Origin of the sequence: Clostridium sp. KNHs216 (genome assembly GCF_006714885.1) — a bacterium.
Lineage (GTDB): Bacteria > Bacillota > Clostridia > Oscillospirales > Acutalibacteraceae > Caproiciproducens.
The window spans coordinates 1,896,863-1,912,482 of record NZ_VFMF01000001.1; the positions used below are offsets into that span (position 1 = coordinate 1,896,863).

Annotated in this window: 17 protein-coding genes and 1 other annotated feature (1 of these 18 cut by a window edge); of the genes, 8 read left to right on the plus strand and 9 right to left on the minus strand. The window is 56.9% G+C overall.

What is annotated here, in order from left to right; all coding sequences use genetic code 11:
* Positions 1–253 precede the first annotated feature (253 nt).
* Genes aroF through pheA form a run of 6 tightly spaced genes read left to right on the plus strand, consistent with a single transcriptional unit; the run spans position 254 to position 6,644 of the window.
* On the plus strand, positions 254–1,309 hold the full coding sequence (gene aroF, locus LY85_RS09225) for a 3-deoxy-7-phosphoheptulonate synthase (protein WP_038325945.1): 1,056 nt from the start codon (positions 254–256) through the stop codon (positions 1,307–1,309).
* A 27-nt stretch (positions 1,310–1,336) separates the two neighbouring features.
* Positions 1,337–2,173: a prephenate dehydrogenase gene (locus tag LY85_RS09230; RefSeq protein ID WP_141826387.1), complete on the plus strand. Its 837-nt coding sequence runs from the start codon at positions 1,337–1,339 to the stop codon at positions 2,171–2,173.
* A complete protein-coding gene (gene aroB / locus LY85_RS09235) occupies positions 2,173–3,225 on the plus strand; it encodes a 3-dehydroquinate synthase (protein ID WP_141826388.1) in 1,053 nt (350 codons plus the stop codon). Before LY85_RS09230 ends, aroB begins: the two co-directional genes overlap by 1 nt.
* A complete protein-coding gene (gene aroA, locus LY85_RS09240) occupies positions 3,225–4,445 on the plus strand; it encodes a 3-phosphoshikimate 1-carboxyvinyltransferase (protein WP_141826389.1) in 1,221 nt (406 codons plus the stop codon). Before aroB ends, aroA begins: the two co-directional genes overlap by 1 nt.
* The gene (gene aroC, locus LY85_RS09245; RefSeq protein WP_141826390.1) at positions 4,426–5,523 is read left to right on the plus strand and encodes a chorismate synthase; all 1,098 of its coding nucleotides are present in this window, start codon (positions 4,426–4,428) and stop codon (positions 5,521–5,523) included. Before aroA ends, aroC begins: the two co-directional genes overlap by 20 nt.
* The gene (gene pheA, locus LY85_RS09250; RefSeq protein ID WP_141826391.1) at positions 5,520–6,644 is read left to right on the plus strand and encodes a prephenate dehydratase; all 1,125 of its coding nucleotides are present in this window, start codon (positions 5,520–5,522) and stop codon (positions 6,642–6,644) included. Before aroC ends, pheA begins: the two co-directional genes overlap by 4 nt.
* 31 nt (positions 6,645–6,675) lie before the next feature.
* Here pheA and LY85_RS19265 read toward each other — a convergent pair whose 3' ends face one another.
* From LY85_RS19265 to prmA, 3 genes are read right to left on the minus strand one after another with little or no spacing between them, the layout of a single operon-like run.
* A complete protein-coding gene (locus LY85_RS19265; RefSeq protein ID WP_170949938.1) occupies positions 6,676–6,852 on the minus strand; it encodes a hypothetical protein in 177 nt (58 codons plus the stop codon).
* A 21-nt stretch (positions 6,853–6,873) separates the two neighbouring features.
* Entirely contained in the window at positions 6,874–7,092 is a 219-nt protein-coding gene (locus LY85_RS09255) for a helix-turn-helix transcriptional regulator (protein WP_038325951.1), read from the minus strand.
* On the minus strand, positions 7,089–8,015 hold the full coding sequence (gene prmA, locus LY85_RS09260; protein ID WP_141826392.1) for a 50S ribosomal protein L11 methyltransferase: 927 nt from the start codon (positions 8,013–8,015) through the stop codon (positions 7,089–7,091). The genes LY85_RS09255 and prmA overlap by 4 nt, the downstream gene beginning before the upstream one ends.
* 160 nt (positions 8,016–8,175) lie before the next feature.
* On the opposite strand from prmA, the gene LY85_RS09265 reads away from it, so the two are divergent.
* Both LY85_RS09265 and LY85_RS09270 read left to right on the plus strand, forming a co-directional pair.
* On the plus strand, positions 8,176–9,549 hold the full coding sequence (locus tag LY85_RS09265) for an oligosaccharide flippase family protein (protein ID WP_185741174.1): 1,374 nt from the start codon (positions 8,176–8,178) through the stop codon (positions 9,547–9,549).
* A gap of 162 nt (positions 9,550–9,711) precedes the next feature.
* Complete coding sequence (locus LY85_RS09270) at positions 9,712–10,530, plus strand: hypothetical protein (RefSeq protein ID WP_141826394.1); 819 nt, start codon at positions 9,712–9,714, stop codon at positions 10,528–10,530.
* A 47-nt stretch (positions 10,531–10,577) separates the two neighbouring features.
* On the opposite strand, the gene LY85_RS09275 is transcribed toward LY85_RS09270, so the two are convergent.
* From LY85_RS09275 to ilvB, 6 genes are all read right to left on the minus strand, one after another.
* Positions 10,578–11,018: a hypothetical protein gene (locus LY85_RS09275; protein WP_141826395.1), complete on the minus strand. Its 441-nt coding sequence runs from the start codon at positions 11,016–11,018 to the stop codon at positions 10,578–10,580.
* Positions 11,005–11,220, minus strand: a complete 216-nt coding sequence (locus tag LY85_RS09280) for a helix-turn-helix transcriptional regulator (RefSeq protein WP_141826396.1) — start codon at positions 11,218–11,220, stop codon at positions 11,005–11,007. The genes LY85_RS09275 and LY85_RS09280 overlap by 14 nt, the downstream gene beginning before the upstream one ends.
* 427 nt (positions 11,221–11,647) lie before the next feature.
* Complete coding sequence (locus LY85_RS09285) at positions 11,648–12,022, minus strand: RidA family protein (protein ID WP_141826397.1); 375 nt, start codon at positions 12,020–12,022, stop codon at positions 11,648–11,650.
* Positions 12,023–12,037: 15 nt separating this feature from the next.
* Complete coding sequence (gene ilvA, locus LY85_RS09290) at positions 12,038–13,237, minus strand: threonine ammonia-lyase (protein ID WP_038325958.1); 1,200 nt, start codon at positions 13,235–13,237, stop codon at positions 12,038–12,040.
* 22 nt (positions 13,238–13,259) lie between these two features.
* Positions 13,260–13,748, minus strand: coding sequence for an acetolactate synthase small subunit (gene ilvN, locus LY85_RS09295; RefSeq protein ID WP_141826398.1), 489 nt, complete (start codon positions 13,746–13,748; stop codon positions 13,260–13,262).
* 16 nt (positions 13,749–13,764) lie between these two features.
* Entirely contained in the window at positions 13,765–15,435 is a 1,671-nt protein-coding gene (gene ilvB, locus LY85_RS09300; protein WP_141826399.1) for a biosynthetic-type acetolactate synthase large subunit, read from the minus strand.
* A 59-nt stretch (positions 15,436–15,494) separates the two neighbouring features.
* Positions 15,495–15,620: a binding site (T-box leader), on the minus strand; it runs 110 nt beyond the window's last position.

Genomic DNA, 15,620 nt, shown 5'->3' on the forward strand with positions numbered 1-15,620 from the left:
AATAAGGTGAACGCAAAGGAGTTACATGATGAATTTGTCCGCATACACAACACGATTTACAGGTTTCGGTTATCCCCGCTATTTTATGGCGTGGGATTTTTGTGCGTGCAGCAAAGTCAACTGTAAGCTTTTGTGTAAAAGGATATAGCCGTATTTTATTGACTGATAACGGGCTGATATTTTTGACGGAGCTGACAGCAGCTCCGTTATTTTTTTACTCATTTTTACCGGCCCGCATCAAAGGAGGAACAGCATGATTATCGTATTAAAACCCGAATGTACCCCGCAGCAGCTTTCAGAATTCACGGATTCGCTCACCAGGGAATACAGCGTAAAGGTCAACACCTGGGTGGGAACGCAGAGCACCGTGCTCGGGCTGATCGGCGACACTTCCGCCATTGACATCGACTTCATTGCCGCGCAGGATTTCGTGGAAAGTGTAAAACGGGTACAGGAGCCGTATAAAAAAGCAAACCGCAAGTTTCATCCGGACAACACGGTGATTACCCTGCCGACCGGCCAGACCATCGGCGACGGCGGGCTCGCGCTGATTGCCGGGCCGTGCTCGGTGGAAAACGAGGCCCAGATCTGCGGCGTGGCCGAACGGGTGAAAAAGGCGGGGGCGCAGTTCCTGCGCGGCGGCGCTTTCAAGCCCAGGACCTCCCCCTACGCCTTCCAGGGACTGCGGGCCGAGGGACTGGAGCTTCTCAGGGAAGCGAAAAAGAAAACCGGCCTGCCGATCGTTACGGAGCTCATGAGCATCGGTCAGATCGACCTGTTCCTGAAGGAGAATGTGGATATCATCCAGGTCGGCGCGAGAAACATGCAGAATTTCGAGCTGCTGAAGGAGCTTGGAAAAATCAGAAGGCCCATCCTGCTCAAGCGCGGGCTTTCCAGCACGATCGAGGAGCTTCTGATGAGCGCCGAATACATTATGGCCGGCGGCAACGACAACGTGATCCTGTGCGAGCGCGGAATCCGGACCTACGAGACCTACACGCGCAACACCCTCGACATTTCCGCCATTCCGATTCTGAAAAAGCTCTCCCATCTGCCGGTGGTGGTCGACCCGAGCCACGCCTCCGGCATTGCCTGGCTGGTGGAGCCGCTGGCGCTCGCCGCGGTCGCGGCCGGGGCGGACGGACTGATTATCGAGGTCCACAACAACCCCGCCAAGGCCCTGTCCGACGGCGCGCAGTCCCTGACGCCCGACCAGTTTGACAAGGTGGCGGCGCATGTGAAGGTCGCCGCGAAAGCTTTTGGAAGAAAAGTGGATTCCCCCGCCGATTTTTGCTATAATAAAGCTTAAAAATACTGCGTACGGAGGGAAGCCTGTATGAACAAGAAAATCGTGATCGTCGGCCTGGGCCTGATCGGCGGTTCGCTTGCGAAAGCCTTTCAGAAATACAGCAAATGCACCGTCGCCGGAATCGACCGGGACCCCGAAGTTCTGAAAGCCGCGCTGGGCTGCGGCGCGATCGACAAGATCGGGGACGACGGGGATATCCGCGGCGCCGACCTGCTCTACCTTTGCCTGTACCCGCAGGCCGATATCGACTTTATCGCTTCGCACGCCCATCTGATTCCCGCGTCGTGCCTTGTCACCGACACCTGCGGCATCAAGTCGGAAATCTGCAGGCACCTTCCGCTTCTGGCGGAGAAGCACGGCTTTCCCTTCGTGGGGGGGCACCCCATGGCGGGCAAGGAACAGAGCGGCTTTGCGGCAAGCGACGCCGACCTTTTTCTGGACGCCAGCTATCTTATCGTTCCGTGCGGCGCGCCGCAGTCCGCTGTTGACATGCTCAAGGCGGTCGCCGTGGAGCTTGGCTTCGGCGGCACGGTGGTCACCACACCGGAGCACCACGACCAGATGATCGCGTTTACCAGCCAGCTTCCCCACGTGCTTGCCTGCGCCTATGTCATGAGCCCGCGGTGCCCGGAGCACAACGGCTTTTCCGCCGGAAGCTACCGGGATGTTTCCCGTGTCGCGAATATCAACGAGCAGCTTTGGGCGGAGCTTTTCATCGACAACCGGAAGGCGCTTTCCGAGGAACTGGATACGCTCATCACGAATATCACCGATATCAAAGAGGCGGTCGCAAAAGGCGACGCCGAAGCCCTGCGCGTGCTTCTGCGCAGGGGCAGACTGATCAAGGAAAGGCTTGGTGAATAATGGAACTGACGGTTCACACGTCCGGCGCCTACCGGATCATCATTGAGCGCGGCTGTATGGACGCGGCCGGCGCACACGCCGGGGAGCTTTTCAAGGCCGGCGCCAGAACGGTCGTCATCGGCGACAGCAACGTGCTCCCGCTGTACGGAAAGCGCGTGCTGGATTCTCTGGAGGCCGCGGGCTTTTCCGCTTCCCTGTTCTCTTTTCCGGCGGGCGAGGAAAGCAAGCGCCTCTCCTCCATTGAAGCCATGTATGCCGAGTGCGCGGCCCGGGGCCTTACCCGCAGCGACTTTATCGTTGCCCTCGGCGGCGGGGTAACGGGCGATATGGCGGGGTTCGCCGCGGCGACCTTTCTGCGCGGAATCCCGTTCATCCAGATACCGACCACCCTTTTGGCGCAGATCGATTCCTCCGTCGGCGGAAAAACCGGCGTGGACCTGCCGCAGGGAAAAAATCTGGTCGGAGCGTTCCACCAGCCCAGACTGGTGCTGATTGACCCGGACACGCTCTCCACGCTTCCCCCGCGGTACTTTTCCGACGGAATGGCGGAGGCGATCAAATACGGCTGCATCAAAAGCCGGGTCCTGTTCGATATGATTGTCAGAGAAGAGATTTCTCAGAAGATAGAAGAACTGATTTTCCACTGTGTGGATATTAAGCGCGAGGTGGTCGAGCGGGACGAATTCGACACCGGCGAGCGCATGCTCCTGAACTTCGGCCACACCTTCGGCCACGCACTGGAAAAGCTGTATGACTTCAAGAAGCTTTCTCACGGAGAAGCGGTCGGGATCGGCATGGTGATGATGGCAAAATGCGGCGAAAACGCGGGGATTACAAAGGCCGGAACGACCGATGAAATCATCGCCGCCCTGAAAAAATACAGCCTGCCGGTAAAGGACGAAATGCCCGTAAACCGGATTTTGGAAGCTACCGCGCTGGATAAAAAGAGCAGCGGCGGCATGATCAGCCTGATTATGCTCAGGGAAATCGGCGAAAGCTTCGTGGACCGCGTGTCCCGCAGCCGTCTTGCCGAGCTGACCGGGGTGCTGTGATGGCAAATGTAACGATCTCCCCCTCCGTCCTGAACGGAAGCATCCTCGTGCCCCCCTCCAAAAGCGCGGCACACCGCGCGGCGATCTGCTCCTCGCTGGCGGGCGGAGCTCCTCTTTTTGAAGGGGAAGCGATCAGCAACGACATTACGGCGACCTGCCGCGCTATGCGGGCGATCTGCGGCGGCGGGGACCCCGTGCGGATCGACTGCGGGGAATCCGGGTCCACCCTGCGCTTTCTGATTCCCGTCGCGGCGGCGCTGGGGCTGAACGCGGAATTTACCGGCAGCGGGCGCCTGCCGGAGCGGCCCATCGGCGTATATCTGGACTGCCTGCCGCAGCACGGCGTTTCGTGCGGGACGCAGGGCGGGCTTCCGCTTTCCGTCAGCGGGCGGATGACCCCGGGCCGGTTCGTGCTGCCGGGAAACGTCAGCTCCCAGTTCATTACGGGCCTTCTGCTCGCGCTTCCGCTTCTGGACGGCGACAGCGAGCTGATACTCTCCTCTCCGCTGGAAAGCGCGGGATACGTGGATATGACGGTCGAAATCATGCGCGAATACGGCGTAACGGCACAGCCCGCCGAAAACGGCTGGAACATTGCGGGACGCCAGAAATACCGCCCGTGCGAATACCGGGTGGAGCGGGACTGGTCGCAGGCGGCGTTCTTTCTCGCCGCGGGCGCTTTGGGCGGCACCCTCCGTCTGGAGGGCCTGAACCGGGATTCCTGTCAGGGCGACCGCGCAGCGGAGCGGCTTTTCCGGGAATTCGGCGCAAAGGCGGAATGGCACGGTTCCGTTTTGTCCGTCTCGCCAAACGAGCTGAAAGGCATGGAAATCGACGCGTCCCAGATTCCCGACCTTGTGCCGGTTCTGGCGGCGACCGCCGCGCTCTGCCGCGGACGCACGCGGATTTACAACGCTCAGCGGCTGAGAATCAAGGAAAGCGACCGCCTTTTCGCCATGGCCGACGGGCTGACCAAGCTGGGCGGAAGGGTTGTCGAAACGGACGACGGGCTGATCATCGACGGCGTCCCGACGCTGCACGGCGGCAAAGCGGAGGGTTTTAACGACCACCGCATTGTGATGGCCCTTTCCGTTGCCGCGCTGAAAGCCGACGGCAGCGTCACGGTCACCGACGCGCAGAGCGTTCAGAAGAGCTATCCGGCCTTTTTTGAAGATTACAATCGGTTGGGAGGAAAAGCGAATGTCTTCCACATGGGGTGAAACGGTAAAAATATCCATCTTCGGCGAAAGCCACGGAAAAGCGATCGGGGTGGTGCTGGACGGCCTGCCCGCCGGGGAAAGAATCGACCTTGACTCCGTAGCGCTGCAGATGAGCCGCCGCGCACCGGGCAGGGATTCGACGAGCACGCCGCGAAAGGAAAGCGACCTGCCGCAGATCGTCAGCGGGATGCTCAACGACACAACAACCGGCGCGCCGCTGTGCGCGCTGATTGAAAATACGAACACCCGGTCCGGGGACTACGACAACCTGAAGCTTGTCCCCCGTCCGGGACACGCGGACTTCCCCGCGCACCTGCGTTACGGCGGATACAACGACGTTCGCGGCGGCGGGCATTTTTCCGGTCGGCTGACGGCCCCCCTCGTCTTTGCGGGCGCGGTGTGCCGCCAGATTTTGCAGCGCCGGGGCATTCTGATCGGCGCGCATGTTTTCTCGGTAAAGGATGTGACGGACGACCCGTTCGACCCCGTGCATGTTTCTGAAGATTTACTGGCTTCCTTATCCTCGGCTTATTTTCCCGTTATCAATGAAAATGTAAAACAGAAGATGGGGAATACCATTGAGGCCGCCCGGCTTGCGCAAAACAGCGTGGGCGGCGTGGTCGAATGCGCGGTGACCGGCCTTTCGGCGGGCGTCGGCGGCCCCCTGTTCGGGGGAATCGAGCCGGTGTTTTCCTCTATCCTGTTCGGCATTCCGGCGGTCAAGGGCGTGGAGTTCGGCGCGGGCTTCGGCGCTTCGGCGCTTTTCGGCAGCGAAAACAACGACCCCTATTTCTGCGACGGCGGCACGGTGAAAACAAAAACCAACCACGCGGGCGGAATCCTGGGCGGGATTTCCACCGGGATGCCGGTCCTTTTCCGCGCGGCGTTCAAGCCGACGCCCTCGATTTCGCTGGAACAGGACAGCGTGGACCTGACCGCAAAAGAGAACACAAAGCTCAGCGTACACGGGCGGCACGACCCCTGCATTGTCCCGCGCGCGGTCCCCGTGGTGGAAGCCGCGGCGGCAGTCGCGCTGATGAACCTGATCAATCTGCATACCGGAGGAATGAAAGCATGACCCTTGAAGAAATCAGACAGGAAATAGACCGGATCGATAAGGAGCTTCTTCCGCTGTTCGTCCGTCGCATGGATTGCGCGAAGCAGGTAGCCGCCGTCAAACAGGAGCAGAAGCTTCCGGTGTTCAACGGCGGGCGCGAGCAGGAAATTCTGGACCGCATCGTTCGTCAGGCCGGGGAATACGGCGGCGAAGCGCGGCTCCTTTATTCCGGCATGATGGATATGAGCCGGGCGCTGCAGTACAACCTGCTCGGCGGGGGCGGAGAACTGCGGGAAACCATCCGCAAAGCCGGCGCAGCGCCGGAAAAGGCGGAAAAGATCGCCTGCCTTGGGGAAAACGGTTCCTTTTCCCATGAGGCGCTCAGCCTGCTGTACCCCAAAGCGGCTCCCCAGTTTTATCAGGGCTTCGGCGGGATTTTCTCGGCCGTTGCCAACGGGCAGGCGGACCTGGGAATCCTCCCGGTGGAGAACTCCTCCGCCGGTTCGGTCAGCGAGGTTTACGACCTCATTCTGAAATACCGGTTCTATATTGTCAACGCGGCGACTCTGCACGTTCACCACTGTCTGGCGGCGGCCAAAAAAGTGGACGTCCGCACCATCGGCACGGTGTACTCCCACCCGCAAGCGCTGTCCCAGTGCTCGGAGTATATCACCAGAAACAATCTGCGCCCCCTGCCGTGCTCCAACACGGCCTCGGCCGCGCAGATGGTCGCGCAGCGGCAGGAGGCCGGGATCGCCGCCATCTGCTCCGAGCACGCGGCGAACGAATACAAGCTGCACATTCTGGAAAGGGATATCCAGAACAGCTCCAACAACTGTACGCGGTTTATCGTCATCAGCCGCAGCCTGTTTATCCCGGACCGCGCCCGGAAAATCAGCCTGTGCTTTTCGCTTCTCCACAAAACCGGCACGCTTTACAGCGTGCTCGCGCGCTTTGCGGCGCTCGGGCTGAACCTGACGAAAATAGAGAGCCGCCCGATTCAGGATAAAAATTTTGAATACGATTTTTATCTTGATTTTACCGGCAATGTACGGGAGGACGCGACGCTGAACCTGATCTGTTCGCTTTACGACGAACTTCCCCGTTTCTCCTTTTTGGGGAACTACACGGAAAACGAATAACTTTACCGATAGAAGGAACCCGCCGGGCTTTTCAGTCCGGCGGGTTCTCTTTTCTGTTCCTCGTGCGCCTGACGCGCGGCTCGCGCTTGCAGTACGGCGGATGTTTTTTATGGCTTTGATGATGCTCGAGACACTCGGCGCATTTTCCATGGCGCTCACAGTTGATTCTAGGACAGCTGCAGGTGTCCGTCCCGTTTTCCAGTAGCATATTTTCTCCTCCGCCGCTTTCTCACAGACGCTCATCCTCTGGATTCGCAACATACAGAGCGATATCCTGAACCCTGCAATCCAGAATGCGGCACAAATCATTGATTGTAACGGTCGAAAGCGGCTGATTGCGGCGCAGACGCGTCAGCGTACTGCTGCTGATATGATGACTTTTGATCAGGGCATAAGTAGTAACGCCCCGCTTTTTCAGCGTTTCCCAAAATGGAGTATACAAAATCATTCCGGCAATCTCCGTTTGGCCGCAAGGGCGACCCAGCCCTTTTCGGTTCTGCGGCTGACGATTGTAAACTTTTTCTCCACCTCGTCCAGAACGTCCCGCTCGCGGGTGTCGATAATCCCGCTCATCAGATAAACCGTATCCGGATACAGAAACCGCTCGATATCCTTTGTCAGCAGAATGATTACATCCGCGACGATATTCGCGACCACGATGTTGTATTTTCCGCTGACCTTGTCGGTCAGGTCACCACAGATGCCGGTAAATCGGTCGGCCACCTGATTGATTTCGGCGTTCTGTTCGGCGGTCTTGACCGCGAGCGCGTCGATGTCCACGCCGACGGCCTTTTGCGCGCCCAGAAGCAGAGCCGCGACGGAGAGGATGCCGCTTCCGCAGCCGACGTCCAGCACCTCGCAGCCGGGCGTGACGGTTTCCTCCAGCAGCTCCATGCACAGGCGCGTCGTTTCGTGGGTGCCGGTGCCGAATGCCAGCCCCGGTTCCAGGTGGAGCACCTTACGGTCTCCGGCATCATATTCCTCTTCCCAGGTGGGACGGATCAAAAGCTTTTTGCCTACCGGAATCGGCTTGAAATATTTTTTCCAGTTGTTGATCCAGTCCTCTTCCACACAGTTCGCCGTGGTGATCGTATGCCGGATGCCCTCCGCGTTGTAACGCTCGCTTAAAAAGGCGATGGCCTCCGCGGGGTTTTCCTCCGGGCTGATATAGACGTGCACCTTTGCCTTTGAGCGGTCCTTTTTCAGCAGGTCCTCGTCGATCAGGTCGATGTGCGCGATTTCCTCCACCTCTTCGCACAGGTGCGAATAATCCTCAATATAAATTCCGTACGGCACCACCATCTGGGCAATGTCCCCGGCTCTGTCGATCTCCTTTGCGTCCACCTCTGCCGTTACTTCCGTCCAGTCCATTTTATCCTCCTGAAGCCTTATTCTGCAGCAAGCCGGGGAAGCAAAGCTTTCCCGGCTGTTTCCTTTTCATTATAACCCAGAATTCTGAAAATTTATAGACTTATTTTGCAGGGCGCGCGAATACATTTGATTAATGAAATTTATTAAAGGTGTTAATCGAATGAAAAAGCGCGTCTTTTACCTGAACGCGGTCATCCTGACCGCCAGCAGCGTCCTTCTGCGGCTGAGCAACATCTGGTTCCGGGTGTTCATCTGCTCAAAAATCGGCGCGTCCGGCATGGGCCTGTATCAGCTGATTCTGTCGGTCTTTATTCTGGGCATCACCCTGAGCACCTCGGGTGTGGGCCTTGCCGTCACGCGCCTTGTGGCGGAAGGGCGCGGCACCAGGGACAGTATCCGGCGCTGTGTCTGCTACGCGCTTGTTTTGAGCCTGGCGGCAGCGGGGGCGCTGTTTACCTGCGCGGATTTTATTTCCGTACATTTTATCGGCGACCCCGTCGCCGCAGCGCCGCTGCGGATTCTGGCGCCAAGCCTTCCCTTTATCGCCATATGCGCCTGCCTGAAAGGTTATTTCCTTGCCATCCGCAACACGATCGTTCCCGCGTGCGGCGAGTGGCTGGAGCAGTTTGTCACCATCGGCGCTTCCATTTTCCTGTTCACCCGGCTCGCCGCGCCGCTGGAGGCGCTGATGCTCGGCTCTACCATAGGAGAAGTCTTTTCCTGCGCGTATATCGTCGTGCTGTATCTGATCTTCGCCGGCCGGCGCGGCCTTTCCAAAGCGAAAAGCAGTGGCGTTTTCCAAAGCGTCGTTCATATTGCGGCCCCGGTCCTGTTCGGTTCCTTTTTCCGCGGGCTGCTGAGCAGCACCGAAAACATCCTCATTCCCCGCGGGCTGAGAAAATACGGCGCCGGGGACAGCGGCGCGCTGGCTCAGTACGGGACCATGCAGGGCATGGTGATGCCGATTCTGTATTTCCCCTCCGCCTTTCTCGCCGCCCTGTCCATGCTGCTGATTCCCGAAATGGCGGAGGCCAACGCGGGCGGAAAACGGGCGACGATTCAGAGGTCGGTTGAAAAGGCGATGCGCTTTACACTCACCTTTTCCTTTCTGATGACCTCGGTCCTCATCGTATTTGCGGACAGTATCGGAATGGCGTTTTATAAAAGCACACAGGTGGGAAATATTCTGCGCATTATGGCGCCGATTCTTCCGCTGATGTACCTTGACAGCGTGGTGGACGGGATGCTCAAGGGCCTTGACCAGCAGCTGTATTCCCTCAAATACAATTTCAGCGACTCGGTGATGCGCGTCCTCCTGATCGCGGGGCTGGTGCCGATCTTCGGCATCCGGGCCTATATCGCCATCCTTTTTATGAGCGAGATTTACAACGCTTCCCTGAGCATCAACCGGCTGCTGAAGGTAACCGCCATAGAGGTGGATGTGGTAAGCTGGATTCTCACTCCGGCGGTTCTGGCCGCCCTATTGTATTATTTGCTGCTTTTGCTTCAAAAAGCCCTTTGTTTTGCAGTTTGACAAATGGACGGTAAACAGTTAAACTTATACCTATTATCTATAGCAATTTCATTTCAGTTTTCGAGACAAAATACGTTCCTCCCCCACTTTCGGAGGGGGAGGAACGCAGCCTTGTTGCAGAATCAACTGGAAATGCTATATGCTGCAAAATGAGGGAGAAAAATGGATAATCTCTGGATCTTGTTTCTCGTTTTTACCGTATACAGTTTTCTCGGCTGGCTGACCGAAAGTATTTTCTGTTCCGTCCCCGCCGGTAAATTCATCAACCGCGGATTCCTGAACGGACCGTTCTGCCCGATTTACGGCATAGGCGGTGTGGTCGTCGTGTCCGCCCTGACGCCCTTTAAGGAAAATCTTGTCGTTCTTTATCTGGCAGGGGTCATCATAACGACCCTGCTGGAATATGGGACTGGCTTCGCGCTTGAAAAAGTATTCCGTACAAAATACTGGGACTACTCCACCCATCGATATAATTTTCAGGGCAGGATCTGCCTTGAAAATTCGCTGCTGTTCGGCGTGATGTGTGTGGTCGGCATCCTTTTCATCCACCCGACGCTTCTGGACCTGCTGGAATCCATTCCCGAAACGGTTCTGCCCTGGGTGGCCGGTATTTTCGTGCTGTACTTTGTCTGTGACGCCACTTTGTCCGTCTACACCACCTTCAAGCTGAATGGAAAGCTGGACGAAATGCAGCAGGTGCTGGATGAAATCAGAGAAAGGGCCGCTGCCTTTAAAGCGGATAAAATTGAAACCATGCAGTCCGCGCTGGCGTGCCTGATCGATGAGGAAACAAAGGCGGCTTATCAGAAAGCCCTGAGCGAGCTTTACGAAAAGAAGGATAACATTGAAGCGGATGTCAAGTGCCTTCAATGCCGCATTATCAGCGCGTTCCCAACCATGAAATCCATGCGTTCCAATGAATCCCTGCAGAGAATGAGAGAAATCATCCGGGAAAAGACGAAGAATATCCGCCGCGGATAAATCAGTCAAAAAGGCCACCGACGTATCGGCGGCCTTTTTCTTTCACTTTATGAGTTTCTTTTTACAAAATGTTTTACTGCAAAGACCAGCGCGATGACCGACCACATCACCGTACAGGCCAGAGTAAGCGGCCCCCCGCTCCCGCTAGCTCCGGTGGAAAACTGATAGGAGGACCTTACAAGCCCGTATCCCGCAACAATCACCGCAGCGGCGGCGGCCACAATGATCACCGCGGCCGTTTTGGCGGTAACCCGCCGGGGCGTTTCCTTCGGGCCTACCAGCGCGTCGCCCCAGATGCAGCGGCAGATAAAATACGTGCACCCGGCCAGCAACAGAATAAAGGTGTTCATCGGGGGCTCCATCCACACAAAGCCCAGTCCGCCGATAAACGTATCTATAAGGATTAAAAACGATAACAGAACAAAGGACTGGTAACCGTACCGGTAGCGTCTGCTTTGCTGCAATTCGTCAAATTCAATTTTTTTCATGATCGTCATCCTCCCAAAATAGCTGATCCAATGTTTTCCCCAAAACCCTGCATATGGCAATGCACAGGTTTACCGACGGATTATAATCCCCGTTTTCGATGGCATTTAAGGTCTGCCGTGTGACCCCGACCGCCTCTGCGACTTCCTTCTGCGACATATCCAGCGCGGCCCTTGCGGATTTCAGGCGAAGATTTTTGCCCAACCGAAATTCCTCCTTTGCACTTCCGATACACGCAGTATATCATATAATATACATAATGTCAAATATATATTACATTACATCTAAAATGAATGACTCTATCGAGATCTGTGCTTCATCGGCGCACCGGCGTTTCGCTGTCGTAAGCTGCCAAGTCAGGATACAAAAAGGGGCCTGCTGAAAAGCAGGTCCCTAAGTGATTGATTCGTCACGCGACGTTTTTTCGGCCCCTCTTTGGGGGAACAGACAGGCAAAGCCCTCTGAAGATGACTCCCTCCGACGCGCCGGGCGCGCCACCTCCCTCACGGAGGGAGGCAGGGTTGGCCCTTTAGGCTCCCTCTCTGAGGGAGCTGGCAGGCGCAGCCTGACTGAGGGAGTTCCTTCCGAGAATTCTTCCGCCGTCCTCATTGGCAGGAGTCTCAAAGGATTTTTACTTCACCGCAATGACTTCCACTTCCACCAGCACATTCTTGGGAAGCTGCTTCACGGCGACGCAGGAGCGCGCGGGTTTGCCTGTAAAGTATTTTTCATAGACAGCGTTGAAGGCGGCGAAATCAGCCATATCCGCCAAAAAGCAGGTGGTTTTTACCGCGTTTGTAAAATCGGCGCCCGCCGCCTTTAACACCGCGGCGATATTATGCATGACCTGTTCGGACTGCACGGTGATGTCGCCCTCGGCGATTTCCCCGGTCGCGGGAATGATCGGAATCTGCCCGCTGAGGTATACGGTATTACCCGCCTCAATTGCCTGGGAATACGGGCCGATAGCGGCCGGTGCGTCTTTTGTTGAAATAACCTGACTCATGTTAACTTCCTCCATTTACATATTTCTGATGTGATATCCCGCATCGACAATCGCCCTGCGGATCTGCTCCAGATGCTCACGGTTTCTGGTCTCCATGCGGATGTGCAGGTAGCAGTCGTTGATGCCAGTATTTTCCCCGCCGCGGTCGTGGTGGACACTGACCACATTGGCGCCCAGATCGGCAATAATCGCGGAAACATCCTTCAGCTGGCCCGGCTTATCGACCATGGCGATCACAAGGTCGCCCGAGCGCCCGGCTTTCAGCAGGCCGCGGCTGATGACGCGGGACAGGATGGTTACGTCGATATTGCCTCCCGACAATAAGCATACCACTTTTTTACCCTTCACATCAACCTTATTAAACATGGCGGCCGCAACGGCCACCGCGCCCGCCCCCTCGGCAATCAGCTTCTGCTGTTCGATCAGCGTGAGAATCGCCGTGGCGATCTCGTCGTCCGTAACCGTGACCACCCCGTCGACATACTTGCTGCAAAGGTCAAAAGTCGTGTCCCCCGGACATTTTACCGCGATTCCGTCCGCAAAGGTAGAAACGCATTTCAGGGCCTCCACCTGTTTGTCGGCGAGCGCCTGCACCATGCTGGGCGCGCCGCTGGCCTGTACGCCGTACACCTTGCAGTTGGGGTTCAATGACTTGACGGCGTAGGCAACGCCGGAAATCAAGCCGCCGCCGCCGACCGGGACGATCACCGCGTCCACATCCGGCAGCTGATCCAGAATTTCCAGCCCGATGGTCCCCTGGCCGGCGATCACCTGCGCGTCGTCAAACGGGTGGATAAAGGTCGCGCCGCTTTCCTCCCGCAGCTCACAGGCCTTCTGATATGCGTCGTCGTAGACTCCCTTGACCAGACAGACCTCGGCCCCGTAGCTTTTGGTCGCCTCCACCTTGGAAATCGGCGCGCTGTCCGGGATGCAGATCAGCGACCGGATTCCGTTTTTCGCGGCGGCAAGCGCCACGCCCTGCGCGTGGTTACCGGCGGAGCAGGCGATCACGCCCTTTGCCTTTTCCTCCTCGGTCAGCTGAGATATTTTGTAGTATGCGCCGCGTACCTTGAACGAACCGGTTATCTGAAGATTTTCGGTCTTCAGGTAAATCTGGCTTTCCGGATTGATGAGCGGTGCGTGAATCAATGCCGTCTCGCGGATGACTCCCTTTAAAACATAGGCGGCGTGGTAAACCTGATCTAACGTCAACAAGCTGATATCCCCCAACGTATTATTATTTCATCATGGCCATTGCGCCGGTGCGCAGGATTTTCAGGACATTGTACGGATTGTACAGTTCAATAAAAGAGTTGATGGTGTTCGCGTCGCCGGTCAGCTCCATAATCATGGAATCCGGCTGCACATTTAAAATACCGGCATGGAACACATTCGCGATTTCCACCAGCCTTTCGCTGTTCTGCAGGTTCCGCTCCACCTTCAAAAGCAGATGCTCACGCACGACGGCCTCTTCCCGGTTGAGCACGGTCACTTCCTCGATGTCGACCAGCTTGCTCACCTGTTTATCCACCTGGCGGACAATGCGGTCGTCGCCCGAAACGACGATCAGGATGCGGGAGTATTCCGTGTTTTCCGTCTGAGCCGCGACAATACTTAAAATGTTGTAGCAGCGGCGGCTGAACAGCCCGGCGATACGCAGAAGAACGCCCGGATTATTTCTGGCGAGTACGGACAAAACATATTCTTTATCGTTATCATGATTCATTATAATCTGTCGCTCCTCACATTTCAAGAATCGGATTTTCCACGGAGCCGCCCGCCGGTACCATGGGCAGCACATTGACGTCCGGATTGATATGGCAGTTGATCAGGACCGGTTCCCGCAGGGCGAGCGCCTGCTTCAGCACCGGTTCGATTTCGCTTCTGCGGCTGATGGTAAACGCCTTCACGCCGAACGCCTGCGCCAGCATTTCATAATTGGTGGTCCTGTCCAGCGTCGTCTGTGAAAAGCGGCTGCCGTAGAAAAGCTTTTGCCACTGGCGCACCATACCGAGCACCTGATTGTTGAAGACCAGCTCGATTACCGGAATATTGTACTGCGCCGCGGTGGAAAGCTCGTTGCAGTTCATATGGAAGCTTCCGTCGCCCGCGATGTTGACGACGTGTTTGTCGGGGTTCGCGACCTGCGCGCCGATCGCCGCGCCCAGGCCGAAGCCCATGGTCCCCAGCCCGCCGGAGCTGACGAAGTGCCGGGGGGTGCGGAACCGGTAGAACTGCGCCGTCCACATCTGGTGCTGGCCGACCTCGGTAACAAGGATCGCTTCGGAATCCGTCAGGCGGTCAAGGGTTTCCAGAACCTCCTGCGGCAGGACCTCTTCCTCGGACGTGCTTTCCTGCACCAGCGGATACAGTGCTTTCCACTCCGCAATTTCTTCCATCCAGAGCTTGTGCTGGCGCTGGGGAAGCATCCCGTTCAGGTGCGCCAGAATTTCTCTGGCGTCGCCCTTCATCTTCAAATCCACATCGATATTTTTATTGAATTCCGCCGTATCTATCTCGATCTGGATAATCGGACAGTGCCGCGCAAACAGGTTCGCGTTGCACAGCACGCGGTCGGAAAAGCGTGTTCCCACGGCAATCAGCAGGTCGCAGTTTTTAATGGCGAGGGCCGCCGTGTTCGTCCCGTGCATGCCCAGCATCCCGATATAGCGCGGGTCTGTCTGGTCGTAGCCGCCCTGACACATCAGTGAAGAGGAAACGGGCGCGTCGAGAAGCTCCGCAAATTTTTTCAGCTCGCCGTAGGCTTCCGCTGCAATGACCCCGCCGCCCGTATAGATAAACGGCTTTTCGCTCGTGCGGAGCATTTCCAAAGCCTGCTCGAAGCGTTCCGCCCAGGGAAAGTCTCCCCTTGGCGCCGGAAGCGGGGGCTGCGGCGTATATTCATATTTCTGCGCCGTTACGTCCTTTGGAATATCCACAAGCACCGGCCCTTTCCGGCCCGTACCGGCAATCAAAAACGCCTTGCGGATCGTATCGGCCAGATCCTCGATATTTTTCACCAGATAATTATGTTTGGTGACCGGCATGGTGATACCGGTGATATCCACTTCCTGAAAGCTGTCCAGCCCCAGAAGGTCGCAGCTTACGTTGCCGGTAATCGCGACCATCGGGACCGAATCCATATAAGCGGTGGCGATCCCGGTGACAAGATTGGTCGCGCCCGGGCCGGACGTTGCGATGCAGACCCCTGTTTTCCCGGTCGACCGTGCGTAACCGTCCGCCGCGTGGGCCGCGCCCTGCTCGTGGGCGGTGCGGATATGGCTGATCTTATTCCTGTACTCGTAAAGCGCGTCGTAAATATTCAGCACCGCCCCGCCCGGATAGCCGAAAACCGTATCCACGCCCTGCTCCAGCAGACATTCCATAATGATCTGCGCCCCTGTTAACTGCATTCGTATTCCTCCTTAAAGACATATCTTCCTCAGATAAAATAAAAAAGCCTTCGCCTCTTCATAGAGGCGAAGACTTCACTTCGCGGTACCACTCTAAATTCGCCGGAGAACCGGCATCTCAGCATGCATCAAACAATGCACTCCCCTGTAACGGTGGGACACCGGGCGTACTTACTTAGCGACTG

What these genes read in the sequence shown, in the direction of transcription:
- LY85_RS19265 (WP_170949938.1), bottom strand. Translation starts at nt 6,852, where the DNA reads ATGCTACTGGAAAACGGGACGGACACCTGCAGCTGTCCTAGAATCAAC.
- pheA (WP_141826391.1), top strand. Translation starts at nt 5,520, where the DNA reads ATGACCCTTGAAGAAATCAGACAGGAAATAGACCGGATCGATAAGGAG.
- LY85_RS09230 (WP_141826387.1), top strand. Translation starts at nt 1,337, where the DNA reads ATGAACAAGAAAATCGTGATCGTCGGCCTGGGCCTGATCGGCGGTTCG.
- LY85_RS09270 (WP_141826394.1), top strand. Translation starts at nt 9,712, where the DNA reads ATGGATAATCTCTGGATCTTGTTTCTCGTTTTTACCGTATACAGTTTT.
- aroB (WP_141826388.1), top strand. Translation starts at nt 2,173, where the DNA reads ATGGAACTGACGGTTCACACGTCCGGCGCCTACCGGATCATCATTGAG.
- aroF (WP_038325945.1), top strand. Translation starts at nt 254, where the DNA reads ATGATTATCGTATTAAAACCCGAATGTACCCCGCAGCAGCTTTCAGAA.
- LY85_RS09265 (WP_185741174.1), top strand. Translation starts at nt 8,176, where the DNA reads ATGAAAAAGCGCGTCTTTTACCTGAACGCGGTCATCCTGACCGCCAGC.
- aroC (WP_141826390.1), top strand. Translation starts at nt 4,426, where the DNA reads ATGTCTTCCACATGGGGTGAAACGGTAAAAATATCCATCTTCGGCGAA.
- ilvB (WP_141826399.1), bottom strand. Translation starts at nt 15,435, where the DNA reads ATGCAGTTAACAGGGGCGCAGATCATTATGGAATGTCTGCTGGAGCAG.
- LY85_RS09285 (WP_141826397.1), bottom strand. Translation starts at nt 12,022, where the DNA reads ATGAGTCAGGTTATTTCAACAAAAGACGCACCGGCCGCTATCGGCCCG.
- LY85_RS09275 (WP_141826395.1), bottom strand. Translation starts at nt 11,018, where the DNA reads ATGAAAAAAATTGAATTTGACGAATTGCAGCAAAGCAGACGCTACCGG.
- ilvN (WP_141826398.1), bottom strand. Translation starts at nt 13,748, where the DNA reads ATGAATCATGATAACGATAAAGAATATGTTTTGTCCGTACTCGCCAGA.
- aroA (WP_141826389.1), top strand. Translation starts at nt 3,225, where the DNA reads ATGGCAAATGTAACGATCTCCCCCTCCGTCCTGAACGGAAGCATCCTC.
- prmA (WP_141826392.1), bottom strand. Translation starts at nt 8,015, where the DNA reads ATGGACTGGACGGAAGTAACGGCAGAGGTGGACGCAAAGGAGATCGAC.
- LY85_RS09255 (WP_038325951.1), bottom strand. Translation starts at nt 7,092, where the DNA reads ATGATTTTGTATACTCCATTTTGGGAAACGCTGAAAAAGCGGGGCGTT.